This is a genomic window from Kitasatospora sp. NPDC097643, from assembly GCF_040302625.1.
Classification (GTDB): domain Bacteria; phylum Actinomycetota; class Actinomycetes; order Streptomycetales; family Streptomycetaceae; genus Kitasatospora.
The window spans coordinates 1-25,252 of sequence record NZ_JBEOSA010000048.1; the positions used below are offsets into that span (position 1 = coordinate 1).

At 74.0% G+C, this 25,252-nt stretch carries 23 protein-coding genes; 16 read left to right on the forward strand and 7 right to left on the reverse strand.

Annotation, left to right across the window (positions count from 1 at the left end):
- The first annotated feature begins 403 nt into the window (after window positions 1–403).
- The 7 genes from pdxR (at window position 404) to ABTY15_RS26610 (ending at window position 8,553) form a co-directional block, all read left to right on the forward strand.
- Window positions 404–1,858: a MocR-like pyridoxine biosynthesis transcription factor PdxR gene (pdxR, locus tag ABTY15_RS26580; RefSeq protein WP_350600416.1), complete on the forward strand. Its 1,455-nt coding sequence runs from the start codon at window positions 404–406 to the stop codon at window positions 1,856–1,858.
- A gap of 186 nt (window positions 1,859–2,044) precedes the next feature.
- On the forward strand, window positions 2,045–2,563 hold the full coding sequence (locus tag ABTY15_RS26585) for a hypothetical protein (RefSeq protein WP_350600418.1): 519 nt from the start codon (window positions 2,045–2,047) through the stop codon (window positions 2,561–2,563).
- Between the two features lie 198 nt (window positions 2,564–2,761).
- On the forward strand, window positions 2,762–3,604 hold the full coding sequence (locus ABTY15_RS26590; protein WP_350600421.1) for a DUF1963 domain-containing protein: 843 nt from the start codon (window positions 2,762–2,764) through the stop codon (window positions 3,602–3,604).
- A 210-nt stretch (window positions 3,605–3,814) separates the two neighbouring features.
- Window positions 3,815–4,696: a hypothetical protein gene (locus ABTY15_RS26595; protein ID WP_350600424.1), complete on the forward strand. Its 882-nt coding sequence runs from the start codon at window positions 3,815–3,817 to the stop codon at window positions 4,694–4,696.
- 352 nt (window positions 4,697–5,048) lie between these two features.
- On the forward strand, window positions 5,049–6,455 hold the full coding sequence (locus tag ABTY15_RS26600; protein WP_350600427.1) for a family 2B encapsulin nanocompartment shell protein: 1,407 nt from the start codon (window positions 5,049–5,051) through the stop codon (window positions 6,453–6,455).
- Between the two features lie 217 nt (window positions 6,456–6,672).
- Window positions 6,673–7,638, forward strand: coding sequence for a hypothetical protein (locus ABTY15_RS26605; protein ID WP_350600430.1), 966 nt, complete (start codon window positions 6,673–6,675; stop codon window positions 7,636–7,638).
- Window positions 7,639–7,776: 138 nt separating this feature from the next.
- Window positions 7,777–8,553, forward strand: coding sequence for a bestrophin-like domain (locus tag ABTY15_RS26610; RefSeq protein WP_350600433.1), 777 nt, complete (start codon window positions 7,777–7,779; stop codon window positions 8,551–8,553).
- Between the two features lie 70 nt (window positions 8,554–8,623).
- On the opposite strand, the gene ABTY15_RS26615 is transcribed toward ABTY15_RS26610, so the two are convergent.
- Entirely contained in the window at window positions 8,624–10,978 is a 2,355-nt protein-coding gene (locus ABTY15_RS26615; protein WP_350600436.1) for a glycosyl hydrolase family 18 protein, read from the reverse strand.
- Between the two features lie 310 nt (window positions 10,979–11,288).
- On the opposite strand from ABTY15_RS26615, the gene ABTY15_RS26620 reads away from it, so the two are divergent.
- From ABTY15_RS26620 to ABTY15_RS26630, 3 genes are read left to right on the forward strand one after another with little or no spacing between them, the layout of a single operon-like run.
- On the forward strand, window positions 11,289–11,924 hold the full coding sequence (locus tag ABTY15_RS26620) for a class I SAM-dependent methyltransferase (protein WP_350600441.1): 636 nt from the start codon (window positions 11,289–11,291) through the stop codon (window positions 11,922–11,924).
- Window positions 11,921–12,586, forward strand: coding sequence for a histidine phosphatase family protein (locus ABTY15_RS26625; RefSeq protein ID WP_350600444.1), 666 nt, complete (start codon window positions 11,921–11,923; stop codon window positions 12,584–12,586). The genes ABTY15_RS26620 and ABTY15_RS26625 overlap by 4 nt, the downstream gene beginning before the upstream one ends.
- A gap of 52 nt (window positions 12,587–12,638) precedes the next feature.
- Window positions 12,639–13,715 (forward strand): TolB family protein, encoded by a 1,077-nt coding sequence (locus tag ABTY15_RS26630; RefSeq protein ID WP_350600447.1) that lies wholly within the window; start codon window positions 12,639–12,641, stop codon window positions 13,713–13,715.
- Here the strand turns inward: ABTY15_RS26630 and ABTY15_RS26635 are convergent.
- Window positions 13,712–15,949 carry a hypothetical protein gene (locus ABTY15_RS26635; RefSeq protein ID WP_350600451.1) on the reverse strand — a complete coding sequence of 746 codons (2,238 nt, stop codon included), beginning with the start codon at window positions 15,947–15,949 and terminating at the stop codon, window positions 13,712–13,714. The genes ABTY15_RS26630 and ABTY15_RS26635 overlap by 4 nt on opposite strands.
- Before the next feature lie 331 nt (window positions 15,950–16,280).
- Between ABTY15_RS26635 and ABTY15_RS26640 the strand changes: the two genes are divergently transcribed.
- From ABTY15_RS26640 to ABTY15_RS26650, 3 genes are all read left to right on the forward strand, one after another.
- A complete protein-coding gene (locus ABTY15_RS26640) occupies window positions 16,281–16,868 on the forward strand; it encodes a TerD family protein (RefSeq protein ID WP_350600454.1) in 588 nt (195 codons plus the stop codon).
- Window positions 16,869–17,000: 132 nt separating this feature from the next.
- Window positions 17,001–17,177: a hypothetical protein gene (locus ABTY15_RS26645; protein ID WP_350600459.1), complete on the forward strand. Its 177-nt coding sequence runs from the start codon at window positions 17,001–17,003 to the stop codon at window positions 17,175–17,177.
- The gene (locus ABTY15_RS26650; protein ID WP_350600462.1) at window positions 17,155–17,541 is read left to right on the forward strand and encodes a hypothetical protein; all 387 of its coding nucleotides are present in this window, start codon (window positions 17,155–17,157) and stop codon (window positions 17,539–17,541) included. Before ABTY15_RS26645 ends, ABTY15_RS26650 begins: the two co-directional genes overlap by 23 nt.
- Before the next feature lie 182 nt (window positions 17,542–17,723).
- Here the strand turns inward: ABTY15_RS26650 and ABTY15_RS26655 are convergent, their stop codons facing one another.
- On the reverse strand, window positions 17,724–19,199 hold the full coding sequence (locus ABTY15_RS26655; protein WP_350600467.1) for a lytic transglycosylase domain-containing protein: 1,476 nt from the start codon (window positions 19,197–19,199) through the stop codon (window positions 17,724–17,726).
- A gap of 151 nt (window positions 19,200–19,350) precedes the next feature.
- Window positions 19,351–20,067 carry a hypothetical protein gene (locus tag ABTY15_RS26660; protein WP_350600471.1) on the reverse strand — a complete coding sequence of 239 codons (717 nt, stop codon included), beginning with the start codon at window positions 20,065–20,067 and terminating at the stop codon, window positions 19,351–19,353.
- 421 nt (window positions 20,068–20,488) lie between these two features.
- On the opposite strand from ABTY15_RS26660, the gene ABTY15_RS26665 reads away from it, so the two are divergent.
- The gene (locus ABTY15_RS26665) at window positions 20,489–20,872 is read left to right on the forward strand and encodes a hypothetical protein (RefSeq protein WP_350600473.1); all 384 of its coding nucleotides are present in this window, start codon (window positions 20,489–20,491) and stop codon (window positions 20,870–20,872) included.
- Between the two features lie 59 nt (window positions 20,873–20,931).
- Window positions 20,932–21,225 carry a hypothetical protein gene (locus tag ABTY15_RS26670; RefSeq protein WP_350600476.1) on the forward strand — a complete coding sequence of 98 codons (294 nt, stop codon included), beginning with the start codon at window positions 20,932–20,934 and terminating at the stop codon, window positions 21,223–21,225.
- A 51-nt stretch (window positions 21,226–21,276) separates the two neighbouring features.
- Here ABTY15_RS26670 and ABTY15_RS26675 read toward each other — a convergent pair whose 3' ends face one another.
- The 3 genes from ABTY15_RS26675 to ABTY15_RS26685 all read right to left on the reverse strand — a co-directional run bounded on the left by ABTY15_RS26675 (window position 21,277) and on the right by ABTY15_RS26685 (window position 24,630).
- Entirely contained in the window at window positions 21,277–22,881 is a 1,605-nt protein-coding gene (locus tag ABTY15_RS26675; RefSeq protein WP_350600480.1) for an alpha/beta hydrolase, read from the reverse strand.
- Between the two features lie 112 nt (window positions 22,882–22,993).
- On the reverse strand, window positions 22,994–23,632 hold the full coding sequence (locus ABTY15_RS26680) for an NAD(P)-dependent oxidoreductase (protein ID WP_350600482.1): 639 nt from the start codon (window positions 23,630–23,632) through the stop codon (window positions 22,994–22,996).
- A 62-nt stretch (window positions 23,633–23,694) separates the two neighbouring features.
- Window positions 23,695–24,630 (reverse strand): EamA family transporter, encoded by a 936-nt coding sequence (locus ABTY15_RS26685; RefSeq protein WP_502893594.1) that lies wholly within the window; start codon window positions 24,628–24,630, stop codon window positions 23,695–23,697.
- Between the two features lie 121 nt (window positions 24,631–24,751).
- Here ABTY15_RS26685 and ABTY15_RS26690 point away from each other — a divergent pair, with 121 nt between their 5' ends.
- On the forward strand, window positions 24,752–25,249 hold the full coding sequence (locus tag ABTY15_RS26690) for a MarR family winged helix-turn-helix transcriptional regulator (RefSeq protein ID WP_350600491.1): 498 nt from the start codon (window positions 24,752–24,754) through the stop codon (window positions 25,247–25,249).
- The last annotated feature ends 3 nt before the right edge of the window (window positions 25,250–25,252 follow it).

Sequence of the window (25,252 nt, forward strand, 5' to 3'; positions counted from 1 at the left end):
TTTAGCCAGCTCAGCGGGCTGTTACCGGAAGTAAGGATCAAGGAAATGGGGCATTTTGGTCCGATTTGCCCCTATTTCCAAGATCAAAGCAGCCCCCGAAGTGGCCCCGGTCACCCGAAACGGCGTGTGAGCCCCCGCACATCGTCGACAGCGCGTGACCACCCGCCCGCCCCCGGTGCCGAAACCGCTGCCCCGTCCCGCCCGCCGGGTGGTCCGCACCACAACCCTCACCCGGAGTGCCCGCACCCCGCACTCCCCGTGCCGAACATGGCCTCGGGCCATGAGCAACGAGCGCGATGCGGACGCCCTCGTGGTCGGCGCCCACGTATAAGGAGCGCCCACCTGTACGGGTCGCCCACCGCCCCGGCGGGCGGCGGGGCGGTGGCGGGTAGGGTGCGTGACCATGACGGACACGCCGGGCACGCACCGTACCGAGCCCGCTCACCCGACCGGCAACGACCTGCACCTCGACCTCCCCGCCACCGGTGGCCGCCGCGCCGCGCTGATGGCGGCCCTGCGCGAGGCGATCCGCAGCGGACGGCTGGCCCCCGGCACCCGGCTGCCGCCGTACCGCTCACTCGCCGCCGACCTCGGCCTGGCCCGCAACACCGCCGCCGAGGCCTACGCCGAACTCGTCGCCGAGGGCTGGCTGACCGCCCGTCAGGGCTCCGGCACCACCGTCGCCGAGCGCGCCGAGTCCGCCCCGCCCGCCCGTTCGCGCCGCCCCTCCGCGCGGCCCGGTCCGGTGCACGACCTGCGGCAGGGACAGCCGGACGCGGCCTCCTTCCCCCGCGGCGCCTGGCTCGCCGCCGCCCGCCGGGCCCTCACCGCCGCGCCCAACGAGGCCTTCGGGCCGGGCGATCCGCAGGGGCGGCGCGAACTGCGCACCGTGCTCGCCGACTACCTGGCCCGGGCCCGTGGCGTGCGCACCGATCCCGACCGGATCGTGATCTGCTCCGGCTTCGCGCACGGCCTGCGGCTGCTGTTCGGCGGCACCACCGCCGTGCTGCCCCCCGCGGAGACCGGGCCGCTGGCCGTGGAGTCGTACGGGCTGGCGTTCCACCGCGGGCTGCTGGCCGCCGCCGGGGTCGCCACCGTGCCGCTGCCGCTGGACGAGAACGGCGCGCAGGTCGGCGAGTTGCCGCAGCACCGGGACGTCCGGACGGTCCTGCTCACCCCGGCCCACCAGTTCCCGACCGGCGGGCCGCTGCACGCCGGCCGCCGAGCCGCCGTCGTGGACTGGGCGCGAGGACGGGGCGGTCTGGTCCTGGAGGACGACTACGACGGGGAGTTCCGCTACGACCGCCAGCCGGTCGGCGCCGTCCAGGGCCTCGATCCCGAGCGGGTGGTCTACCTCGGCACCGTCAGCAAGAGCCTGTCGCCCGCGCTGCGGCTCGGCTGGATGGTCCTGCCCGACCACCTGGTCGACCGGGTGCTCGCCGCCAAGGGCCAACGCGAGGGCTGGGCCAGCGCCCTGGACCAGCTGACCCTCGCCGAGTTCATCGACTCCGGCGGCTACGACCGGCACGTGCGGCGGATGCGCCGCCGCTACCGCGACCGCCGCGACCAGCTGGTCGGCGCGCTGGCGGCGGCCGCCCCGCACATCGAGGTCTCCGGCATCGCGGCCGGGCTGCACGCCGTGCTGCGCCTCGAACCCGGCACCGAGCGCCCGGTGCTGGCGGCCGCCGCCCAGCGGGGCCTGGCCCTCGACGGGCTCGCCGACTACCGGCACCCGGGGATCGGCGCGGACGCCATGCCGATCACCGACGGTCTGGTCGTCGGCTACGCCACGCCGCCCGAGCACGCCTACCCGGCGGCACTCGCCGCACTCTGCGCGGCCCTGCCGCCGCCCGGCTGACCGGGCCACCCGAGCGACCGCCCGAACGCCTGCCCGATGGCGGGCGAAGCATAGGGCCCCGGAAGGGGCACGGAGTGCGGAACGCGACCGGACCGGTCCGCCGCGTCCGCCCACCGCTCCTGCGTCGGTACGGGCCTGGGCGGAGCGGAGCAACGGAAGCGGTACCGCCCCCTACGCTCCATGGGCATGCGCAGAACACATCTGAGCCGTGCCGCCGCTCTCGCCGCGTGTCCGGCCCTCGTCGTCGGTCTGCTCCTCTCCGCCGCACCCGCCCAGGCCGCCACCGGACCCTTGCCGTTCACGGCCGTCTCCAGCCAGGCGACGACCGTCCGGGGCGGCGAGTTCACGCTCACGCTGACCCTCAACAACCCCTACGACACACCGATCCAGTTCGTCTACCAGAGCATCCAGCAGACGTACGCCACCAGTCTGGAGACCGGCCTCAAGTTCTCCATGACGGCCTGCGGCACCCAGACCAACGGTTGCAGCGACAACGTCCACGGGGGCATCGCCCGGTACAACGTGCCGCTCGCCCCCGGCGCCAGCAGCACCTTCACGGTGACGTACGCCGTCGCACCGGACTCCGAGTGCGGCGCGCAGACCCGGATCGACTTCTACTCGTACCTGTACTACGAGTACGACAACGGCTTGGCCAACTACTCCGGCATCGTCAACATCCCCGGCACCCAGGTCGCCTGCGCCTGACGCCGCACGAGGCCCGACGCCGTACGCGGCCCGACGCAGCGCGCCTTCCCCGTCGCACCCCCCACTGCGCATCCCGTACCCCCGTCAGGTGCCGGCCACCCCCGTACCGGCACCTGACGGGCCATCCACCCGCACGGCGGCGGCCCGTCAGCTGAAACAGGCGGGCGTTTGTCGGACCCGGCTGGCAGGCTAGGGCCCATGGCCGAACCGCTGCTCACTGACGACCTCGCCGCCGATGCCGCCGCCCCCGCCGCCGATCCCGCCGACGACCGGATGCCACCGGTGCCCGAGGCCGTGTCCGCCGCCATCCGGGCCCGGGTGGAGCCGCGGACCGCCCCGCTGGTGGAGCGGCTGCTCCGCCCCTCCCTGGGCCTGACCCCGGAGACCGGCGACGGCGCCCCCGCCGAGGCACCCGAGGGCCCGCCGGCGGGGCGGCTCGGCGGGCTCCCCGCACTGCCCGAGGGCGTCCCGTGGCCGGAGTTCGCCGGGCGCCCGATGCAGCTGATCGCCCAGCTGGACTGCGCCGGGCTGGCCGAGGCCTTCCGCGCCGGGGCGGGCGGCCGCTGGCCGCTGCCCTCCAGTGGGCTGCTGCTCTTCTTCCACGACGACTTCTTCACCGACTACGGCGGTCAGGGCTGCCGCGTCCTGCACGTCCCCGCCGGGTCGCCGGAGCGCCCCGCGCCGCCGGACGAGGACGGCCCGGGCCCGGTGCCGGGGGTCCCGGTGCGGGCGCACTGGAGGCTCTCCGCGCCCTCCTACCAGGACCGCGAGCTGGAGGACCTGCTCCCGGACGACTTCCCGGTCGCCCTCGACCTCTCGATGGACTTCCGCGACCACCTGCCCCGGCCCGACGTGCGCGTCCTCGGCTGGTGCGACACCGACACCGGGCGGCACGAGGGCCACCGGCCGCTGCTCCAGGTCGAGAACACGGCCTCGGACGCGGACTGGGGCGAGGTGGTGAACGTCTCGTTCTGGATCACCGACGAGGACCTGGCCGCCGCCCGCTTCGACCGCGTCCGGCACGGGTTCGAGGTGGCCTGACACGCCCGGGCCGCCCGTCGGCCCGAGGGCCTGTCCGGCGGATCTCGCCGGGCAGGCCCTAGTCTGGGAGCAGGGGGACAGCCGACGGCAGTACGGACGGTCATGGCGGCAGAGACGACACGCGATGCGGAGCCCCCGGACGCGGAACCCCCGACTGCGGAGCCCCCGGTCGCGGAGCTGCTCCGGTCGATCCGCGCGCACCCGTCCCGGATGCCCGAGGTGCTCGCCGTGTTCGCCGTCCGGCACCGGGGGCCGCGGGCGGCCCGACGGGTGGCCGGGCTGCGGGCCGGACACCCGGAGACGCCGCCCGGGGAGCTGGTGGACCAGTCCGTCAAGCGGGCCAAGCGGGTCAGCGTCAGCGAGGGCTCGTTCGTCGGCGGCCCGTTCACCTGGCTGGTGCCGTTCGCGTTCTGCACGGCGCTGCTGGAGCAGGGCCAGATGATGCTGGAGCTGGCCGCCCTGGCCGGGAAGGACCCGACCGCGCCGGCCCGGACCGCCGAGCTCCTGGTGCTCCAGGGGGTCCACCCGGACGTGGCGGCGGCCGAGAAGGCCCTGGCCCGCGGCCCCGGGGCCGAGCCGTCGGCCGGCCGGGCCCGGGGTTTCTGGCAGGTGATCTGGCGGATGGCCCGGCTGCTCGGCATCACCGGTGAGGACGCCGTCCCGCCGCCGAGCCGGCTGCGGGTCACCATGGGCTGGATCGGCCTCGGGCTCACCATCCTGGTCGGGATGGTCATCCCGCTGGTGTGGCTGCCGTTCATGGCGATCTCCTACGGCCACGCCACCGACCGGATCGCCGACCGCGCGGTCGCCTTCCACTTCGAGGGGCCCCGGCCGGCCCGGCCGGCCCGCCGCGGGCTGGACCCGGGGGTGCTCGGGGCGTCCGTCCGGGCGGGGGTCTCGCTGCTGCTGACGGTGGGCGCGGTGGTCACCGTCCTGGTGGCCGACCTCCGGCTCGGCGACAGTCTGTGGCCGGTCCTGGTGCTGGTGCTGGTCGGTCTGTCCACGGCGGTCGGCGCGATCTGGTACCGCCGCCGGCGTGGTCACCGGGCGGCCGGGGCCCGCCACAACCGAGGCTCTGGTGCAGCGGGTTGACGCGGTGGGCGGCGCCCGCGCCGACCGGGGTCGGCGCTGATACGGCGGGGAATCCGCTGGCAGTACGGGAATGGCAGCGCCGAACGGGCGTTCACACGAGCGGCGGGCCGGTGGGAAGTGGACGGGCCAAGATTCACCCTATCGGGGGGTAGTCGGCCCCCGTACGGGCCAGGCCGGGTTCTGGTGATCTAGGGTTCCGGATGGGCCGCCGGGAGACGGTGGCTGTGACCGCGACACATTCGCCAACGCCCCCACTCTTACGCGTATCTGATGATCCGTCATGGCTGTCGCCAGGGCGGTTCGGCATGACCTCACCGCGTTGATCCGACCAGATGAATGGAGAACCCTGCCGATGCCCGTGGACACCAGCCCGGAGACACAGCAGGCCCAGCAGCAGTCCCTCGCCACAGCTGCTGCCCGTAACCTCGCGACGACGACCAAGTCCGCCCCGCAGATGCAGGAGATCACCTCCCGCTGGCTGCTCAAGGTGCTCCCCTGGGTGCAGGCCGCCGGTGGCGCCTACCGGGTCAACCGTCGCCTGACCTACACCGTCGGCAACGGCGTGGTCGAGTTCATCAAGACCGGCTCCGAGGTCCGCGTCATCCCCGCCGAGCTGGGTGAACTCGCCCTGCTGCGCGGCTTCGAGGACGAGGAGGTGCTGTCCGCCCTCGCCGACCGCTGCCAGCAGCGCGACTTCGGCCCGGGCGAGGTGCTCGTCACCCAGGGCGAGGCGGCCGACCGGATCTTCCTGATCGCGCACGGCAAGATCAACAAGATCGGCACCGGCAAGTACGGCGACGAGACCGTGGTCGGCGTGGCCGGCGACGGCGACCGCTTCGGCGACGACGCCCTGCTCAACCCGGACGCGGTCTGGGACTACACGGCCAAGAGCGCCACCGCCGGTGTGGTCCTCACCCTGTCCCGCGCGGACTTCGCCGCCATCCGGGACAACGCGCCGAGCCTCCAGGAGCACCTGCAGTCCTTCCTGGCCCTGCCGCAGCAGGCCCAGAACGAGCGCGGCGAGGCCGAGATCGCCATGTCGGCCGGCCACCACGGCGAGTACCAGCTCCCCGGCGCCTTCGTGGACTACGAGCTGAAGCCGCGCGAGTACGAGCTGAGCGTCGCGCAGACCATCCTGAAGATCCACAGCCGCGTCGCGGACCTGTACAACGAGCCGATGAACCAGACCGAGCACCAGCTGCGGCTGACCATCGAGGCGCTGCGCGAGCGCCAGGAGCACGAGCTGGTCAACAACCCGGAGTTCGGCCTGCTCAACAACGCCGACTTCGACCAGCGGATCCAGACCCACTCCGGCCCGCCCACCCCGGACGACCTGGACGAGCTGCTCAACCGCCGCCGTGACCCCGACTACCTGCTCGCCCACCCGCGGACCATCGCCGCGATCGGCCGCGAGCTCAACGCCCGCGGGATCTACCCCCACCACGTCGACCTCGGCGGGCAGCAGGTGCCGGCTTGGCGCGGGGTCCCGATCCTGCCGTGCAACAAGATCCCGATCACCAAGGAGAACACCAGCTCCATCCTGGTGATCCGGACCGGTGAGGAGAACCAGGGCGTCATCGGCCTGCACCACACCGGCATCCCGGACGAGTACCAGCCCTCGCTGTCGGTCCGCTTCATGGGGATCGACGAGAAGGCGATCATCTCCTACCTGGTCAGCGCCTACTACTCGGCGGCGATCCTGGTGCCCGACGCGGTCGGCGTGCTGGAGAACGTCGAGATCGCGCACCGCCGCCACTGAGGCGGGTGACTCCCGGGCGCGGACCGTAACCGGTCGGCTCGAAGATCGTTTGACCTGATGACGGACGGCCCGCCCCCGGAGGCGGGCCGTTCGTCTGAGAGCACCCGATCGTGTCCGACCGGTTCGTGACCGGCGCCGACCGACGGGTGACCCGTTCCGATCCGTACTCCCCGGATCCGTAGCACTGCCCAGTCGACCCGAGAGGTGTGTGGAAGCCATGCCGCAGCGCCGGCAGTCGCAAGGGATATCGGTGCACGGCAACGGGGGTGCGGCGACCCGGCGGCGGTTGCGGACGGTCGGCGCCGTGCTCGGCGCGGTCGCGATGTGCCTGCTGGTCAGCGGCGCCTCCGCGGCCGGGGCCGAGCGGCACGGCGGGGGGCACGGGCACGGCCCGGTCGTCGACATCTGCGTCTGCAGCGAGACGGACGTGTCGGTGTCGGTGGGGCCCGGCGGCCAGGTGGGCATCGGCGTCGGGGTGGACGTCCAGGTCGGCGTCACCGTCGCCCCGAAGTCCGACGGCAAGCACCCGGACCCACGGCCCCCGCACGGGCACCACCCGTGCCGGCACCACGAGGACGACGACCCCGGGGACGACGAGGGGGACGAGGACGGCCACGGCGGGTACAGCGGGCACGGCGACCACGGGCACCACTGGGGGCATCATCACCACCCCTGCCCGACGCCCACCCCGACCCCCACGCCCACGCCCACCCCGACGCGTACTCCGACCCCGACCCCGACCCCGTCGCCGAGCGCCACCCCCACGCCCTCGGCGCCCCCGAAGCCCACGCCGACACCGGTGCCGACCCCGACCCGGACCCTGCCGCCGCCAGCCCCGACACCGACGCCCACCCCGGCGCCCCCGTCACCCACGTACGCTCCGGTGGTACCGGCGAAGCCCCCCGCGCCGCCGGCCCCCCGGCCGACCTCGCCCGCGCCCGACCCCGTGGTGCCCGAGCCGCCCGCCCCCAGCCCGGCCGCGCCGAGCCCGGTCCGGCCGACCCCGGTTCCGGTCCCGAAGGCCGTCTACAAGGTGCCGGTGGCACAGCCGGCGCCACCGCCGCAGCGCCATCACGGGCCCGCGCCCACCACCACCATGCTGCTGGTCACCGTGCCCGCCGTGCTGGCGGCGGCCGCCCTGCGCCCGGGTCGAGGCCGTTCCGGCGGCTCCGGCCGGTCCTGACCGCCGCGCGCGTCCACCCGGGGCCGGTCCGCGCCCCGGCCTTCGATCCGATCCGACCGATCCGATCCGACCGATCCGATTCGTTCCGATTCGATCCGACGCTGCGTCGGAAGCCAAGCCAGAGAAGGGAGTTCCCCCATGTCCGAATGGGTGGCGTTGGGCATCGCCATGGCGGCGGTGTGTGCCGTCGTCGTGGTGATCGTGCTGCTCCGGCACCGCCGGGTGGGCGCCGAGAAGAACAGCGACGAGACTCCGGACGTCATCGAGTACATGACGATGATGATCGGCGTGGTCTACGCGATCGTCCTCGGTCTCGCCATCGCCGGTGTCTGGGAGGCGCGTGGCGCCGCCCAGGACGACGTGCTGCGCGAGGCGCAGTCCTTGCACGAGGTGAGCGACCGCGCGGTGGTCTACCCGGCCGAGTTCCGCGACAAGGTCCGGGCCGACGTGGACGCCTACGTCTCGTACGTGGTGGACGTCGAGTGGACGTACATGCGCGAGCACGGCGAGATCTCCGACAAGGGCACCGAGCTGCTGGACAAGCTGCGGGCGGACGTCGCCACCCGGGCGCCCGCGTCCGAGCTGGAGGCGCAGAACTACCAGCCGATCATGGACCGGATCAGCCAGGCCGACGACGCCCGCAACGCGCGCGGCCAGAACGCCGGTCCGACCATGCCCGGGGTGGTCTGGTTCGGTCTGATCGTGGGCGGGGTGGTGACCGTCGGGATGCTCTTCGCGCTCCAGATCCGGCGCACACCACGGGAGTTGGTCCTCGCGGGCTGCTTCAGTGCGCTGATCGCCTTCCTGCTGTTCATGATCTGGGACTTCGACGACCCCTTCGGCCGGAGCGTCTCGGTGACCACCCAGCCGTTCACCGACCTCTTCCCCTCGCTCGGTCTCGGCGGCAACGACTGAACCGTGCGAGCGGGCCCGGTGTCGCGCCGGTCAGGGCGCGGCACCGGGCTCGCTGTTCATTGACGAGACGTCAGTTCAGGCTGTTGTTCATCGAGTTGAGCATGGCGCCGGAGGCGTCGTCGTTCTCCAGGGAGAAGGCGAAGAGTCCGCCCAGGCCCTTGCTCCTGGCGTAGGCCCCGCGGGCCTGGACGGCCTGCGGGGTGTCGCCGGTCCAGAAGTTGGTGCCGTCGTACACCCAGCTGCTCTCGGTGACCGCGTCCCAGTGGGTGTTCGCGGCGGTCGGGTTGAGCTCCTTCCAGGCGGCCAGACCGGCCTCCTGGCTCAGCGGCTTGGCGGCGGTGGGGCCGGTCGCGCTCTGGTACAGGCCGTAGTCGGCGCCGGCCGGGACGCCGGTCCAGCCGCGCCAGTAGAACGGGATGCCGAGCACCAGCTTGTCGGCGGGGAAGCCGCCGGGGATGCCGTACTCGGGCAGGCCGGCGGTGTACGCGGTGAGCATGGTGTCCACGTTGTACTTGCGGGTGCCCGGGGGGATCGGCGTGGTCGGGTCGGCCGGGCTGTCGTGCAGCGGGTCCTGGTGGTTGGTCGGGCCCTTGGCGTCCCAGGCGCCGTGCATGTCGTAGGACATGACGTCGGCGTAGTCCAGGTAGGCGCCGATCCTGTCGGTCTCCAGCTGGGCGATCTTGTCCTGGCCGCTGGGGAGGGCGGCGGTCAGCAGGTACCGCTTGCCCTGGGCGGCGCCGAGGGCGTCCAGCTGGCTGCGGAACTCCTTGAGCAGCAGGGTGAAGTTCTGCTTGTCGGCGGGGGAGTAGTGGTTGCCGGTGTGGCCGCCGGCCGAGGCCGGGTACTCCCAGTCGAGGTCGACGCCGTCGAAGAGGCCGGCCGCCGAGGCCGGGCCGCCGGAGGCGTCACCGGCGATGCCGGTCGGCAGGTTGCCCTTGACGAACATGTCGACGCAGGAGGAGACGAAGGCCTTGCGGGAGGCGTCGGTCGCGGCGGCGTCGGAGAAGTACTTGGAGTACGTCCAGCCGCCGATCGAGATGGTGAACCGCAGGTTCGGGTACTTGGCCTTGAGCTGGCGCAGCTGGTTGAAGTTGCCCTTGAGCGGCTGGTCCCAGCCGTCGGTGCTGCCGTCCACGCTGTTTCCGGCGCCGTAGCCGTTCTGGTAGTCGGCGTAGGCGTCGCCCGCGCCGTCACCCGCGTTGGGGTTGCTCTCGTTGGCGGAGTCGGAGGCCTTCACGGCCTGGAAGCAGGTGAACCTGGTCGGGTCGATGTTGGCGAACGCGTAGTGGATGACGTCCAGCTGGGCGGCGGCGCCGCTGGTGTCCACGTTCTTCGCGTGGTACGCGTTCTCGTAGATGCCCCACTGGTCGAAGTAGGCGGAGCGGACGGGCTTCCGGGCCGGGGCGGCGGCCGTGGTGGTGCTCACCGGGGCGGACTGGGCGGACGCGTGGCTGCCGGAGTAGCCCTGCACGCTGAAGGTGTAGCCCTTGCCGGGCAGCAGCGAGCTGACGGCCACCGAGGTGCCCATCGAGGTGGCGACCAGCTGCCCGTTGGACCACACCTTGTAGGCGACCGGGCCGTCGCCGGTGGTGACGGTGGAGGGCTGCCAGCTGAGGACGACGGCGTTGGCGGTGACCTGGGTGACGGCGACGCCGGTGGGGGTGGTGACCTTGCCGTCCCCGGCCGGGCCGCTCGCGGTGGCGGTCGGGCTGCCGGTGGCGGTGGGGCTGCCGGTCGGGGTGGGGCTGCCGGTCGGGGTGGGGCTGCCGGTCGGGGTGGGGCTGCCGGACGCGGTCGGGCTCGACGAGGCCGTCGGGCTGCCGCTCGCCGTGGGGCTGGTGGACGCCGTCGGGCTGCTGGAGGAGGTCGGCCCGGCCGGGCCGGTGAGGCTGAGGTCGTCGGCGTAGTAGCCGCCGGTGCCGTACCAGCCGTGCGTGAAGACCGTGACCGAGGTGGTGGCGGCACCGGTGGTGAAGGTGGTGCTCAGTTGGCTCCAGCCGGTCGCGCCGGGCGTCCAGGTGGAGGAGTTGACGCCGGCCCCGGTGGCGCCGAGGTAGACGTAGCTGCCCTGCACCCAGCCGGACAGCGTGTAGGTGGTGTTCGGCTGGACGGTGACGGTCTGCTGGCACTGCGCGGTGTCGGAGGCCGAAGCAGCCCCGTTCAGCGCGTACCGGCCGCCGTGCACCGGGTTGGTGACGACGGATCCGTTGGCGCAGCTCCAGCCAGCCAGGGTGCCGGTTTCGAGGTCACCGTTGGTCAGCAGGTTGGCGGCGGCGGCCGAGGCGGGGCTGAAGGTCAGGGCGACGGCGACGCCGCCGGTGCCGAGCGTGGTGGCGAGGGCCAGGGCGAGGGCCCGTCTCCGGGGTGCGGCCCGGTGGGCGGCCCGCGCCCCGGCGGGACGTGCGGGCATGACGCGGTCGTGCATGGCGGTCTGTCCTCCGGATGTGTGGGGGTTCCGGCGGTGCGTGGCCCGGCTGGGCCTGGGGAGCCGGCCCGGGCGCGGTGGGGGCGCGCGGGCGGGTGAACGCGTGCTGACGGACGGTACGCGGGCGCGGCGGGCCGGCTGACCCGCGCGCGTCACGACATCACAGATTGGACTGGACCAATATTCGCCGTCAAGGGTGTCCGTTCCGCGCCGTCAAGGGTGTCCGCCCGCTGGACCGTTACCGGCCGCCGGAGGCCCGGCCCGGTAGGTTGACCGCGACCGAGCAGCCCCGCCGAACGGAGGACTCGCCATGGAGAGCCAGGACTGGGACGACCGCTACGCCGCCAGCGAGCTGCTGTGGGGCGTCGAACCCAACCGGTGGGTGGTCCGCGAACTGACCGGCCACACCCCCGGCCACGCCCTCGACCTGGCCGCCGGGGAGGGCCGCAACGCCATCTGGCTGGCCGCCCGGGGCTGGGAGGTCACCGGACTGGACTTCTCCGCCGTCGCCCTGGAGCGCGCCGAACGGCTCACCGCCGACCTGCCCGACGAGGTCGCCGAACGGCTCACCTGGCGCCACGGCGACGCCCGCGCCTTCGACGCCCCCGTCGCCGGGTACGACCTGGTCCTGGTCGCCTACCTCCAACTGCCCGCCGCCGAGCGCCGGGCCGCGCTGCGCCACGCCGCCGAGGCGCTCGCGCCCGGCGGCACCCTGCTGGTGATCGGCCACGACCTGACCAACCTCACCGAGGGCGTCGGCGGCCCGCAGGACCCGGCGGTGCTCTTCACCCCGGACGACGTGCTCGCCGACCTCGCCGACCGGGGCCTGCGCACCGTCCGGGCCGAGCGGGTGCATCGGCAGGTCGGCGGGGAGCCCGGCCACCAGGGCGAGGGCGGCGCCGTCGCGGTGGACGCGCTGGTCCGGCTGGAGCGGGGCACCGCGTGACCGCCCGCTTCGCCCGACGCACCCTGCTGACCGGTCTGGCGGCGGCCGTGCCGGGGCTGTTGGCGGGCTGCTCCTCCGACCAGGGCGGCAAGGGCGGCAAGGTAGACAAGAACGCCAGTGCGGCGCCGGCCAGTGACGCCGGGGGCGACGCCTTTGTGATGATCATCCGGCACGGCGAGAAGCCGAGCGGCGACCAGCAGGGCCTGGACGAGAACGGCGGCCACGACGGCAAGTCCCTCACCGCGCGCGGCTGGTCCCGGGCCCGGGCGCTGCCCTCGCTGTTCTCCCCGCCCGCCCCCGGCCTGCGGACCCCGGCGCGGATCTTCGCCGCCGCCGACCAGGGCCCGCTCGCCGGGGCGCACCGGATGCGCCAGACGGTCGCCCCGCTGGCCGCCGAGCTCGGGCTGACCGTGGACACCACCCACCCGGAGTCCCAGGAGACCGCGCTGGCCACCGCCGTACTGGCCGGCGCGCAGCCGGTGCTGATCTGCTGGGAGCACTCCCGGATCCCGCGGATCGTCGAGGCGCTCGGCGCCACCGGCAGCGGGGCGCCCGCCACCTGGCCGGACCGCTTCGACCTGGTCTGGGTGCTCAGCCGGACGGCCGGCGGGCCGTGGGCCTTCCAGGAGGTCCGCGAGCACCTGCTGAACGGCGACGGCTGATCCGCCTGTGGGCGGACGATCGCCTGATGTTCCATCAACTAGCTTGCTCTGTATGAGGAATCGCGCGCCCGTCGGAGCCGTGTTGGCCGTCGCTGCCACCACCGGGCTGCTGCTCGCGGGATGCAGCAGCTCCGGTTCCGGCGACGGGCCGGCGCCGGACCGGACCCGGGCCACCGGCGCGCCGCCCGGCACCGGCGCGCCCCGGCCCGGAGCCGAACGCCGGGCGGACGGTGCGGAACTGCTCTACCGTGCCGAGGGCGGGCGCAGCGCCCAGAACCCGGCCTTCGCCCCGGACGGCCGCTCGGTGCTGCTGACCGAGTTCGCCGACGGCTACAACAGGGGCGCCGCCGCCCTCGAAGTGCTCCCGCTGGAGGGCGAGCGCAAGCCGCACAAGGTCCTGGACGAGCCGGACAGGGCGGCGGTCAACCTCCCCGGCACCAGCTGGAGCGCCGCCGCCGGGGCGTTCACCTTCGCCACGGACCGCGAGTCCGGGCACGACGAGGTCTGGCTGATGACGCCGGGCGGCGCCCCCGAGCGGGTGACCAGCCACACCGACGGCAGCGGCTACAACGAGCCGAGCTTCTCCCCGGACGGCGAGTGGATCGTGTTCCAGCAGAGCTGGGAGCCGGAGCACGCCGCCGTCCACGGGGACTCCGCCGAGCAGGACTCGCTCTGGAAGGTCCGCCGGGGCGGTGGCGCGCCCGTCCGGCTGGTCGACGGCAGGGGCACCGGCACCGACAACCGGCAGCCGAACTGGTCCCCCACGGGCGACCGGATCGTGTTCCAGCGGCGCGACGCGGGCACCGAGAGCTGGTCGCTGTGGACGGTCGAGGCGGACGGCACCGGGCTGCGCCGGGTGGTCGACGCGCCCGGTGAGCACACCGACCCGAGCTGGTCCCCGGACGGCCGGTACCTGGTCTTCTCCTCCGACCTCGGCGACCTGCCGCGCGCCCAGGTGTTCGTCGTCGCGGCGGACGGCGGCCGTCCCGTCCGGGTGACCCGCGACGACGCCTCGTACGACGGTGCGCCGAGCTGGTCCCCGGACGGGAGGTGGATCGCCTTCGAGTCCGCCCCGGGCGGCGAGAGCCACCCCGCCGCCCTCTGGCGGATCCCCGCGCCGACGCCCTAAGCCGTGGTGATGCTCACCACCGAGTACTGCACGAGCGTCAGCGGCACGCTGACCGTGCTGCCGGTGACGGTGTACGGCACGGGCTTGGGCGCCGGGTCGGTGCCGTCCGGGGAGGCGAGGGTGACCGCGGTGACGGTGGCGCCGGCCGGGAGGGCGTAGGAGAGGGTGCAGTTGGCGGGGGTGGTGCGGAAGGCCGCCGGGGTGTCGCCGAAGTTGCTGAAGTTCACCAGGTGGACGACGGTGTCGTTGCCGAGCCGCCGGGCGTCCAGGAAGATCCGCTTGTCGCCGGCCAGGGTGACGGCGAGCGGCGCGGCCTGCCGGACGGGCGTGAGCAGCTGGTCGGCCGAGGCCTGGTCGGTTCTGGTCAGGTAGCTCAGTCCGGGCAGGGCCTTGACGTACCAGCAGCTGCCGGCGCCGTAGGTGTTCTGCCGGGTGGCCGGCAGCGGGTCGGCCCGGCGCAGGCCGAGCACGTCGGAGAGCGCGAACTCGCTGCGGGCGCCGCCCAGTTCGTCGAGGGCGGTGGGGGCCGGGCCGGTGATCACGAGCGTCCCGCCGCCCGCGACGAAGCCGCGCAGCACTGCCGCCTCGGCGTCCGAGACGGCCTGGAGGTTGGGCAGCAGCAGCACGCTGAACCGGGCCAGGTCGGCGGCGGTCAGTCCGGGGCTGGTCACGGTGTCGAAGGGGATGTGCGCGTACACCAGGGCCTTCACGGTGCCGCGGAACTCGCCGAGCCAGGGGATCGAGGCGCAGCTCATCTCCGGGTCGTCGCCGCCCCACCAGTCGGTGATCCCGGCCGGGGCGGTGGCGTTGACGTACATCCCGTTGCCGGTGCCCGGGCTCACGTAGTCCCGGGACGGGCTGGAGTGGTAGACGCCCACCCGGGCGGCCGGTTCGGCGTTGTAGAGCCGCTCCTGGTTGGTCCTGACGAAGCGGTACATCCGGGTGCGCATCGCCGCGTCGACGCCGTCGTTCTTGAACGGCGTCTTCACCTCGTAGGGGTTGCAGCCGGCGGCGATCAGCTGGGACATCACCAGCGAGGCGTCGTCCGGCTGCCAGCCGTAGGAGAACGCCCAGGCGGGCTTGGTGCCGCTGGCCGCGCGGGCGTACTTGTACATCGAGATCAGGCAGACCCAGTCGGAGGCGGTGGCGTGCCGCATCCCGTCGTAGTTGCCGAGGATGTCCACCTCCCAGACCTGGCCGACCGCGCCGGGCGCCTGGCGCAGGTAGGCGCCGTCCAGGCCGATGGAGGTGGCGTAGCGGTAGTCCATCGAGACGGTTTCGACGAAGGTCACCAGGTCGGGGTTGACCGAGCGGCCGGCCGCGGCGATGTCCAGCTGGAACTGGAGCAGGTTGCGGTGGCGCCACTCGACGTAGCGGCGGAAGACCGGGTCGGCGAAGTCGGCCGCCCTGGGCAGGGCCAGTCCGGTGTCGGCCTTGAAGGCGGCGGCGCCCCAGGTGGAGGCGTCGCACCAGGAGAGCACGCCGTCGAAGTAGATCGGGACGTCCGGCCAGATGCCGTCCACGCCGGTCGCGGCGAGTGCCTTGATCCGCTTGAGGTAGTAGTCCCGCCAGGGCGAGTTGGGGCTGAGCCAGACGCTCTCGTCGCCGGGGTCGACCCAGACCACCACGCTGCCGTAGAACACGTTGGGCTTGCCGTCGAGGTCGCGCTGGACCCAGGAGCCGCCCTCGGCGTTCTTGTAGAACGAGCGGCCCTTCTCCCCGCCGGGGGAGATCAGCTCCAGGGACGGGTAGTACATGACGACCTTCAGACCGGCGGCGTGGGCCAGGCCGGTGAAGGTCTTCACTTCCGCCATGTGGGCGGTGAACTCGGCGTCGGTGAGCCAGTTGGAGAGCAGGGTGTCGAGCTCGATGACGCCGACGTTCTGGGCCTTGAGGGTGTCGACCGCGCCCTGCATGTCGGCGGGCTCGTTGAAGGTGCCGTCGGCGATGCGGGCGAAGCGGGCCCAGTCCGGCCAGGGCTGGGCGGCGGCTGCGTCGGTCCCGAGGGCGGGTGCCGCGGCGGGCGCGGGCGTGGGCGTGGACGCGGGCGTGGGTGCGGCGGCCCAGGCCTGGCCGGGCAGCAGCCGGGCGGCGGCCAGCGCGCCGCCGGTGCCCAGGCCGGCCCGCAGCAGTCGGCGGCGGCCCAGCCGGGAGGCGGCGGGTGACGGAGTGGTGGACGGGGTGGTCGACGGGGTGGTGGCCGGTGCGGGCGGTGTGCCTTCGTGCGCGGACATGGTGGGTCCCCCAGCGTGAGTCACGGCGTCGTGTCGGCGTGTCCGAGCCGACCCTAGACGGGCGCGCTGCCCGGCCGTCCGCTCCCGGTCCGCGGCTACGCCAGACGTCCGACCGTACCGGCTCCGGATGACCGAGCCCGGTCGCGCGGTGCTGCCGGGCGGGTTCCTCCCCACGGCGGTTGACAGTGTGCGGACCAGTGTGGGTGACGGCGCGCGGGGTAGGGGTCCGGGGAGCGGCCGTCGGATGATCACCACTGCTCTACGGTGTTGTAGATTCACGGTCTTCACGGCGCACTTCACGGCGCACGGCGGCAGGGACGAGGAGGGCGCGATGAGTGTTTCGCTGGCCAAGGGGCAGAAGATCAGCCTGGAGAAGCCGGGTGGCGGTCAGCTGAACGTGGTCCGGATGGGCCTCGGCTGGAAGGCCGCGCAGCCCAAGGGCTTCTTCGCCAAGCTGCTCGCGGCCGGCCGGGAGATCGACCTGGACGCCTCCGCGGTGCTGTTCTCCCAGGGGCGCCCGGTGGACGTGGTCTTCTTCCAGCACCTCACCAGCAACGACGGCTCGGTCCGGCACAGCGGCGACAACCTGGTCGGCGGCGCGGGCGACGCCACCGACGACGAGTCGATCACCGTCGACCTGACCCGGATGCCCGCCGAGGTCGACCAGATCCTCTTCACCGTCAACTCCTTCACCGGCCAGACCTTCCAGGAGGTCGAGGCGGCCTTCTGCCGGCTCGTCGACCAGCAGACCGGCGCCGAGCTCGCCCGCTACACGCTCACCGGCGGCGGCCCGTACACCGCGCAGATCATGGCCAAGGTGCAGCGCACGCCCACCGGTTGGCAGATGGCCGCGATCGGCCAGCCCGCCAACGGGCGGACCTTCCAGGACCTGATGCCGGAGCTGGTCAAGCACCTGTGAGACCGGACCGCTCCCCGGTGCGGCCGCTCGTCCGAGCCCGGGCAATCCACGGCAACGCCAAGGCAAAGCCCTGGTAAAGTTCCTGCTCGTGCCGTGGCCGGGGAGAGCCACGGCCCGATCCGGAGGAGCCTCGTGGCGGACGAGACGGTGCTACAGCGTGAGCTGCGAAGGAGCCCCGGTGCCGGCGGCCAGGCGGCCGTCCTGGCCCGCCACCACGGCACCGGACCGGACGCGCAGCCGTACGGCGCCGAGCCGATCGGCCGGTACCGGACGCTGGAGAAGCACGATGCGCCCCTCCGCGGCGCCTGAGGCCGCGCCGGGGCGGGTGCGCTGGGCCGCCCCGGTCGCGGCCAACCTCGCGCTCGGGTTCGTCTTCGTCGTACCGCTGCTGCTGACGCTGCTGTTCCTGGTCAACTACCCGCTGGCCTGGCTCGGGCTCACCCAGCGCGAGCCCACCGAGAACGACGGGCCCGGGGTGTGGGTGTTCGCCCTCGCGCTCGTCTGGACCTTCTTCGGCCTGCTCTGGTGGCTGGTCAACCTCGGCGTCGGCCGGCTCACCGGGCTGCGCGGCCGCCGCTACTGGTGGGTGGTCGCCGGGCTGCCCCTGCTGCCCTCGCTCGTGATGTCACCGCTGTCCAACGGCCCCTGGACCGTCCTGACCTGGCTGCCCTGACCGACGCTCCCGGACGTCGTCCCCTCCTCATCGGAAGGTCGAACCCACTGTCCTGAACCCTGCGATATCCCGCCGGGGCGTGCTCCGCGGCACCGCGGTCGCCGGCCTGCTCGGTGACGGCGTGCCGGCGGCCCCCGGAACCACCTCTTGGTTCCGGGGGCCGCTGGTGCAGTCGGGGGTTGTCAGTGGGCCGAGGGGGAGGGCGACGCACTGGGCGCGATGGCGGTGGCCGACCCGCTGGGCGTGGTGGTCGTGGTGGCCGTCGGGGTGGGGGTCGGGCAGCCCGGGGTGGTGGGGGTCGCGGTCGGGGTGCCGGTGGGCGTGGCCGTCGCGGTGGGCGTGGCCGTCGGGGACGGGGTGCCGGTCGGGGTGGCGGTGCCGGTGGGCGCGGCCGTGGTGGTGGCCGTCGGGCTCGGGCAGGCGGTGGGCGTGCCGGTGGGCGTCGGGGTCGTGGTCGGCGTGGCCGTCGGGGACGGGGTGCCGGTCGGGGTGGTGGTCGCGGTCGCGGACGGCGAGGGCGAGCCGGTGGGGGTGGGTGTGCTGGTCGTGGGTGTGCTGGTCGTGGGCGTGCTGGTGGTCGGCTGCGCCGTGGTCGGCTGGGCGGTCGGGGTGGCCGTGGGCGACGGTGCCGGGGTGGTCGGCTGGGCGCTCGGCGAGGGCTGCGAGACCGGGGCCGTCGTGGGCGCGGGCGTGCCGCCCGGCGTGGTGGTGGCGGTGGACGGCACGGGCAGCGGCAGGGCCGGGGTCGGCCACAGCGGGGCGGACGGGGCCGGGCGGTCCGGGACGGAGGTCGTGGTGCCGCTGCCGTAGTGGGCCATCCAGTTGCGGACGGTCCGCAGGTATTCGCCCGAGTTGTTGTAGCTGAGAACGGCTCGGTCGAGTTGGGCCGGATCGGCGAGGTCGCGCCCGCCTGCGCACAGGTAGCGGGCGGCGGCGTCGGCGGCGTCGAAGACGTTGTTCGGGTCTGCCTTGCCGTCCCCGTTGGCGTCGGCGCCCCAGGTGGCCCAGGTGGAGGGGATGAACTGCATGGGGCCGACGGCCCGGTCCCAGCGCGGGTCGCCGTCGTAGCGCCCGTTGTCGGTGTCGGGTATCGCGGCGAAGCCGTTGCCGTCGAGCACCGGGCCGAGGATCGGGGTGAAGGTGGTTCCGGCGGCGTCGACCTGGCCGCCGTTGGCGTGGCCGGACTCGACCTGGCCGATCCCGGCGAGCAGTTGCCACGGCAGGTGGCAGCCCGGTGAACGCTGGGCCGCCGCGGTCTCGGCCTGGCGGTAGGCGGCGAAGACCGTGGCGGGCAGGGCGGGGCCGGTCGCGGCGAAGGGGCCGGCGGTGGGGGCGCCGGGCAGCGTGGTGGGCGGCTGCGGCAGTTGGACGGTGCCGCCGCCGTCGGCGGGGACTCCGGTGCCGGGGCCGGTGGCGGAGCCGGTGGAGGGACCGTTGGCCGGGGTGGCGGCGGCCCCGGACCGGTCGTCGCCCTGGGTGGTGGGGTTGGTGCCCGGGGTCGTGGCGGCGTCGGCGGCCGCCACCGAGGCCAGCCCGAGGCCGGTGACCTGGGAACCGGTGAGCGCGGCGAGGGCGGTGAACGCCGCCGCCGCCCCGGTGACCCGCTTGCCGAGCCGAATCCGCCGCCCGTTCTGGGCGTTCCCGAACCGTGCCACCATGCTGTGCCCCTCCCCGTCGCCGTCCGGACTGCTGCTGAACGGACGAGCCGTCATCATCGTGCCTGCCGGTGGATGGCGGCTCCGACCGCCGGAATGATTAGTATCACGACGATCTGACAGGTCCGGGGCGACCGGGGGAACCCGTGGGTGCTCAGGCGCCGAGACGGGTCGCGAGCACCCCGGCCAGCAGGGTTTCGGCGACGAGCTCGGCGGAGGCGTTCGCCTCGTCGCCGGGGCCGCGGCTCTTGACCGCCTCGACCGCGTAGAGGTAGCCGTTCACCAGGACGTAGACGACCGGCTGGCCGCCGGCGGGTTTCTTGGTGACCATCACGGCCTCCTGGCCCATCCCCGGCAGGGGGGTGACGGAGAGCCCGGGATCGGCCTTGATCCTGGCGAGGGTGGTGGGCGGGACGTCGTGGACCGACGCGTAGGACTCGTGGGAGCCCCAGGTGCAGCCCCAGGGCTGGCTGCCGTCGGCGGCCTTGTCGGGGTGGGTGCCGGTGAACGGGCCCGAGGTGCCGAGGGCCTGGACGATCTGCGGGGAGTTCAGCAGGGTGCAGGCGTCGGCGGGCCGCTTCCCGGTCGGTGCGGGCGCGGGCGCGGCGATCGCGGAGGTGTTCACGGGAGCGGGCGTGGCGGCGGTGGCCGAGGGGGTGGCGGGCGTGCTGGCGGCGGCCGAGGGCGTGCCGGTGGCGGGGCCGGTGGCGGGTGCGGTGGTGGCCGCGGTGGCGGCGGGCCCGGTCGCGGCGGGGGCCGCGGTGGAGTCGCTCTTCGAGGAGGAGCATCCCGTGAGGACGGCGGCGACGAGTGCGGCGGCGGGCAGCCAGACGAGCCGGCGCCCGTACCGGAGTGGTGAGTTGGCCTTCATGTGGATCCCCCCAGAGGTCCGGTCCGCGGTTGGTCCACGGGCCTGACGGCGCCGGCGGCGTGCGGCGTGGAAGGATGCTACGGCTCCGGAGGCGGCGGTATCTCCCGTTCCAGTAACGGGAGTTGACCGAGAGTGTAACGGCGGTGGGACGGGCCCGCCGGGCGCGGGACGGGCGGTTCGGGTCGCGGGGGTGGTACGTGCGCGTCGTTCCGGGCTCCCCGGCGGCGCCCTGCGTCGACCGTCCTGACCTGCCCTGATGTCCGGCGCGGGGGCGGGCCCTCCCTACCAGGACCGGCCCCCGGATACCAGCCTTCGGCCCCAACTCGGCCCTGGACGGGTGACGTTCTGGTGAAAGTGGGCATGCCACCACAGGCCGCCCGGCATGCTGACCCCCGTGAGACTGCGGATGGAGGCCCAGACCGTGAGCGCGAACCTGCCGGAGACCGTCACCGGGGCACCGGCCGTCCTGCCGGCACCCCCTCGGGTGGTCGACGACCTGGCCCGGGACCTGACCCAGGCGGCGGCCGCCGTGCGGGCGGTGTCGCGGGGCAGGCGCACCGGCGGGGACGTCACCGTCGCCGCGTACACCGCCGTGGTGTGTACCGGCCGGTCGGCCGCCCACGCGCTGGAGGAGGCCGCCGCGTGGTGTCGGCAGGCCCCCGAGGCCGAGGTGCACTCGCTGGCCTGGGCCCGGGTGCCCGGGCACCGGGAGGACGTCTTCGAGTACCGCGTCACCCTGGCCGTCGGTTTCCCGGACGAGGAGACCGGCGAGTACCCCGGCGACACCCATCACGGCTGGCGCTGAACCCGGGGCGCGTGACAGGCCGTAGGATCGCCCCCATGGACGAGGGGGGTACGAACCACATGCGAAACGTTTCTGCTGGCGACGGCGACACCGGTGGCAACAGCGGCGACAACGGTGACGCCAACGGCGCGATGGCCGGCCCGCGGGAGCTCTCGCGGGCCGGCGCGATCGCCGCGACCGTCCTGGCCGCGCTGTGCGGCGCGGCCGTCCTGCTGGCGATGCTCCACTGGCTGGGGTGGAGCATCCCCGGGGTCGGCTGGCTGGTCGCCAAGGGCGGGATCAAGCTGGCCGTCGGGGGCTTCGCCGGACTGGCGGCCGCGTTCGCCTGGGTGCGCTCGCGGCTGCGGTCCTGAGCGCGGCTGCGGTCTCGGGCGTGGCTGCGGTCCTGAGCGCGGCGACCGGCGTCAACCCGCCTGCGGGGTCGGGCAGACGAGGTCGTGCTCGGGGGTACGGCCGTCCAGCAGGTAGCCCTCGACGATCCCGGTGACGCAGGTGTTGGGCCCGGGGTACTGGCCGTGGTCGCCGTTCCCGGTGACGGTCACCAGTCGCGATCCGCGCAGCGCGCGGTGGGCGCCGAGCGCGGCCTCGTAGTACGTCGCCGGGTCGTGCACCGAGTTGAGCATCAGCACCGGCGGCAGGTGGGCGCCGGTGACCTTGACCTTCGGCGCGGGCTTGGTCGGCCAGGAGGCGCAGACCGCACCGAAGGCGAGCGAACGGGCGCCGACCAGCGGGTAGCGCGCGGTGTTCTCGGCGCCGCGCCGCACCCAGGTGTCGAGGTCGCGGGTCCACGGAGTGTCGGCGCAGGTCACCGAGAAGTACTCGGCGAGGAACTCCGGGCTGAGGTACTCCCCGAACAGCTTCCGGCCGACGGCCTTGGCCGCCGGGTCGGCGGCCTGCCAGTCGTCGACGGCGGTCAGCGCCTGGGCGAGGTAGGGGAAGCCGGCCTCCTGGTAGACGGCGGTGATCGCGCCGTTGTCCAGCTGGTTCGGCCCGATCGTCAACGAGCCGTCGACGATGGGCTGTTCGTGCAGCGCGGCGCGGCGCTGCTCCCAGTGCGCCTGGACCTGCTCGGGGGTGGTGCCCCAGTGGTAGGTGCTGTCCCGGGCCGCCAGCCAGGGCAGGAAGTCCTCGTCGAAGCGGCGCTGGAAGCTCATCGGCTGGCCGAGCTGGAACCGCTCCCAGGTGCCCTCGAAACCGATGTTGCTGTCCAGCACCATCCGTTCCACCCGCTGCGGGAAGAGCGTCCCGTAGTAGGCGCCGACCATGGTGGCGTAGGACCCGCCGTAGTACGCGATCTTCTCCTCGCCGAGCAGCGCGCGGAACAGGTCCATGTCGTGGACGGTCTGCTCGGTGGTCAGGTAGGGCAGCAGGTCGCCGCTGCGCTCCTGGCAACTCGCCGCCAGCTTCTGTGCGTTGGCGATCATCCGGTCGATCGCGGCGGGGGACTGGTCGCGGTAGTCGCCGGCCAGGAACTCCTGGAACTCCTCCTGGGTCTGACAGACGGCGTGGGTGCTCTGCCCCACCCCGCGCTGGTCGAAGCTGACGATGTCGTACGCGGCACCGAGGGCGGGGGCGTGCTGGGCGAGCCCGGCGGGGCGCGGCAGGCCCGTCCCGCCCGGGCCGCCGGCCGCCTCCATCAGGACGCCCTTGCGCTGGGCGGCATCGCCGGCGCGGTGCCGGGAGACGGCGATGGTGAGATCCGGCCCGGCGGCGGGGTGGTGCCAGTCGCGGGGGACGACCATGGTGGCGCACTCCAGGGAGGGCACCGCCTGGCAGGTCTGCCAGGTGAGGGTCTGTCGGGTGTAGCGGGCGGGGGCGGCCGCCAGGTCGGCGGCGGCGCTCGCGGCGGTGCTGATGGCGGAGCTGGTGCCCTTCGGGTCGTCGGCCCGGGCCGGGGCGGCGGAGGCCGTGGCGGGCAGGGCGAGGCCGGCCAGCACGGCGGCGGCGACGGCCAGGGCGGCCGGGCGGACCCGGGTGGAGGTGCGGGTACGGGATGCGGTGGTGTTCACGGGAACGATCCTGTCCGAGCGCGGCCTGACGAGCGATCATGCACGGGCCCGTTTCGGGGGTGGTGCTGGCTACACCCCGAACCTGGCACTGGGTGCCCCCGGCCTGCCCGGTTCAGTACGCGGCGGTGAAGCGGACGCGTCGGTGGGCGGGCTGCTCGGCCTCGTCCAGCAGGGCGACGGCGAGGTCCTCCATGGAGATGGCGGAGGCCCCGTCGGCGTCGACGAGCAGTTCGTCGCGGCCGAGCCGGTACCGGCCGGTGCGCTCGCCGGGTTCGAGGACGGCGGCGGGGCTGAGGTACGTCCAGTCGACGCCGCCGTCGGCGCGGTAGAGGTCGAGCTGCTCGTTGCAGGCCAGGGCGATCGGCAGCCAGTCGGCGGGGAAGTCGGGGCCGTCGATGACGGTGGCGCCGTCCGTGCCGGGGAGGGCGAGGCTGCCCGCGCCGCCGACGGCGAGCAGGCGCACGTCCGTCCCGGCGAGACCGGCGAGCAGGCCCCGGGTGGCGGCGGCGAGTTCGGCCTCCTGGCCGGGGGCCGGGCGGGTCGCGGCGACCACCAGGTCCTGGCCGGCGGCGAGGCGGGCCACGTCCTCCGGGTTGCGGGCGTCGCCGACGGCGAGGGCGGCGGCCGCGGGCAGCCGGTGCGGGCGGGAGGGATCACGCAGGACGGCGGTGACCTGGTGGCCGCGGGCGAGGGCCTCGGTCACGACCCGGCTGCCGACGTTGCCGGTGGCGCCGAACACGGTGATGCGCATGGAGGTGCTCCTTCGGAGTGGAGTGGGTCGGGTTTGGTTGGGGTAACGGGTGCCGGCGGCAGTCAGGCGCGGTTGCGGGCGGCGGGCTCGGCCGCGGCCCGCTCGGCGGGCGCCGAGGACGCGACGACGGTCGCCGCTCCCGCCCGCGGCCGTTGGGTCTGCGCCGCGACCAGCGACCCGAGCACGATGACCGCGCCGAGCGCCTGCACCGGGCTGAGGTCCTGCCCGAGGGCGAGCCAGCCGAGCGCGGTGGCGACCACCGGGCTGAGCAGCCCGAGGAAGGTGACGGAGGTCGGCGGCAGCGCGCGCAGCCCCCGGAACCAGAGCGCGTACGCCACGGCCGCGCCGATCAGGCTGAGGTAGCCGTAGCCGAGCAGGTTGGCGGCGGTGAGGTGGGACGGCGGGGCGCCCTCGACGAACAGCGTGACCGGCACCAGGAGCAGTCCGCCGGCGGTGAGCTGCCACCCGGTGGTGGCGAGCAGCGGGGCGGGGGAGGTCCAGCGCTTGGCGAGGACGACGCCGGTGGCCATCACCACGGCTCCGCCGAGCGCGGCGGCCACGCCGAGCGCGTCGAGCTGGGCGTTGGCCCGCAGGACGAGCAGGCTGACGCCCGCGACGCCGGCGATGCCGGACAGGACGGTCCGCAGCGAGAGCCGGTCGCCGAGCAGTCCGGCGGAGAGGCCGGCCGCGATGAGCGGCTGGACGGCGCCGACGGTGGCGGCGACGCCGCCGGGGAGGCGGTAGGCGGCGATGAAGAGGAGGGCGAAGAACGCGCCGATGTTCAGCGCGCCGAGGACGAACGAGCGCCACCACCAACTGCCCTTCGGCAGTCGGCGGGTGAGGGCGATCAGCAGCAGTCCTGCGGGCAGGGCCCGGAGGACGCCCGCGAGGAGCGGGCGGCCGGGCGGGAGCAGTTCCGTGGTGACGAGGTAGGTCGACCCCCAGATGGCGGGGGCGAGGGCGGTCACCAGCACGATTCCGAGTCGATTCCTTAGCACTAAGCCAATGTATCTCAGCGCTAAAGTATCTGCCAGTGGTCCGATGGCGTCCGGTGGCGTGACGTGGCTCACGGTTACCTCAGCGCTAAGGGAAATCGCCGCCATCGCCTACCCTGGACCCGTGGCAGATCACGTGGACCGCGTAGTGGAACAGTGGGCGGCCGAACGCCCCGACCTGGACGTCTCCCCGATGGGGGTGATCGGCCGGCTCAAGCGCCTCAACCGCCTCGTGGACGCGGAGCTGAAGCGCAACTACACCGCGCACGGCCTCGACGCCGCCTCCTTCGACGTCCTCGCCACCCTGCGCCGCAGCGGCCCGCCGTACCGGCTCACTCCTACCGGCCTGATGCAGTCCGCGATGGTCACCTCCGGCGCCATCACCCAGCGCCTCGACCGCCTGGAGGCCCGCGGCCTGGTCACCCGCACCGCCAGCGACGTGGACGGCCGCAGCCGCGAGGTCGCCCTCACCCAGGAGGGCTACGAACTCGTCGACCGCGCCCTCCCCGGCCACCTCGCCGCCGAACGCCGCGTGCTCGCCGGCCTCGACGAGCAGCAGACCGAGGACTTCGTCGCCGCCCTGCGCGCCCTGCTCGCCGCCCTCGACGACAGCCCCCAGTAGGCG

What these genes read in the sequence shown, in the direction of transcription:
- pdxR (WP_350600416.1), top strand. Translation starts at nt 404, where the DNA reads ATGACGGACACGCCGGGCACGCACCGTACCGAGCCCGCTCACCCGACC.
- ABTY15_RS26650 (WP_350600462.1), top strand. Translation starts at nt 17,155, where the DNA reads ATGCGCCCCTCCGCGGCGCCTGAGGCCGCGCCGGGGCGGGTGCGCTGG.
- ABTY15_RS26655 (WP_350600467.1), bottom strand. Translation starts at nt 19,199, where the DNA reads ATGGTGGCACGGTTCGGGAACGCCCAGAACGGGCGGCGGATTCGGCTC.
- ABTY15_RS26595 (WP_350600424.1), top strand. Translation starts at nt 3,815, where the DNA reads ATGCCCGAGGTGCTCGCCGTGTTCGCCGTCCGGCACCGGGGGCCGCGG.
- ABTY15_RS26660 (WP_350600471.1), bottom strand. Translation starts at nt 20,067, where the DNA reads ATGAAGGCCAACTCACCACTCCGGTACGGGCGCCGGCTCGTCTGGCTG.
- ABTY15_RS26630 (WP_350600447.1), top strand. Translation starts at nt 12,639, where the DNA reads ATGAGGAATCGCGCGCCCGTCGGAGCCGTGTTGGCCGTCGCTGCCACC.
- ABTY15_RS26670 (WP_350600476.1), top strand. Translation starts at nt 20,932, where the DNA reads ATGCGAAACGTTTCTGCTGGCGACGGCGACACCGGTGGCAACAGCGGC.
- ABTY15_RS26615 (WP_350600436.1), bottom strand. Translation starts at nt 10,978, where the DNA reads ATGCACGACCGCGTCATGCCCGCACGTCCCGCCGGGGCGCGGGCCGCC.
- ABTY15_RS26620 (WP_350600441.1), top strand. Translation starts at nt 11,289, where the DNA reads ATGGAGAGCCAGGACTGGGACGACCGCTACGCCGCCAGCGAGCTGCTG.
- ABTY15_RS26640 (WP_350600454.1), top strand. Translation starts at nt 16,281, where the DNA reads ATGAGTGTTTCGCTGGCCAAGGGGCAGAAGATCAGCCTGGAGAAGCCG.
- ABTY15_RS26610 (WP_350600433.1), top strand. Translation starts at nt 7,777, where the DNA reads ATGTCCGAATGGGTGGCGTTGGGCATCGCCATGGCGGCGGTGTGTGCC.
- ABTY15_RS26600 (WP_350600427.1), top strand. Translation starts at nt 5,049, where the DNA reads ATGCCCGTGGACACCAGCCCGGAGACACAGCAGGCCCAGCAGCAGTCC.
- ABTY15_RS26635 (WP_350600451.1), bottom strand. Translation starts at nt 15,949, where the DNA reads ATGTCCGCGCACGAAGGCACACCGCCCGCACCGGCCACCACCCCGTCG.
- ABTY15_RS26680 (WP_350600482.1), bottom strand. Translation starts at nt 23,632, where the DNA reads ATGCGCATCACCGTGTTCGGCGCCACCGGCAACGTCGGCAGCCGGGTC.
- ABTY15_RS26605 (WP_350600430.1), top strand. Translation starts at nt 6,673, where the DNA reads ATGCCGCAGCGCCGGCAGTCGCAAGGGATATCGGTGCACGGCAACGGG.
- ABTY15_RS26585 (WP_350600418.1), top strand. Translation starts at nt 2,045, where the DNA reads ATGCGCAGAACACATCTGAGCCGTGCCGCCGCTCTCGCCGCGTGTCCG.
- ABTY15_RS26590 (WP_350600421.1), top strand. Translation starts at nt 2,762, where the DNA reads ATGGCCGAACCGCTGCTCACTGACGACCTCGCCGCCGATGCCGCCGCC.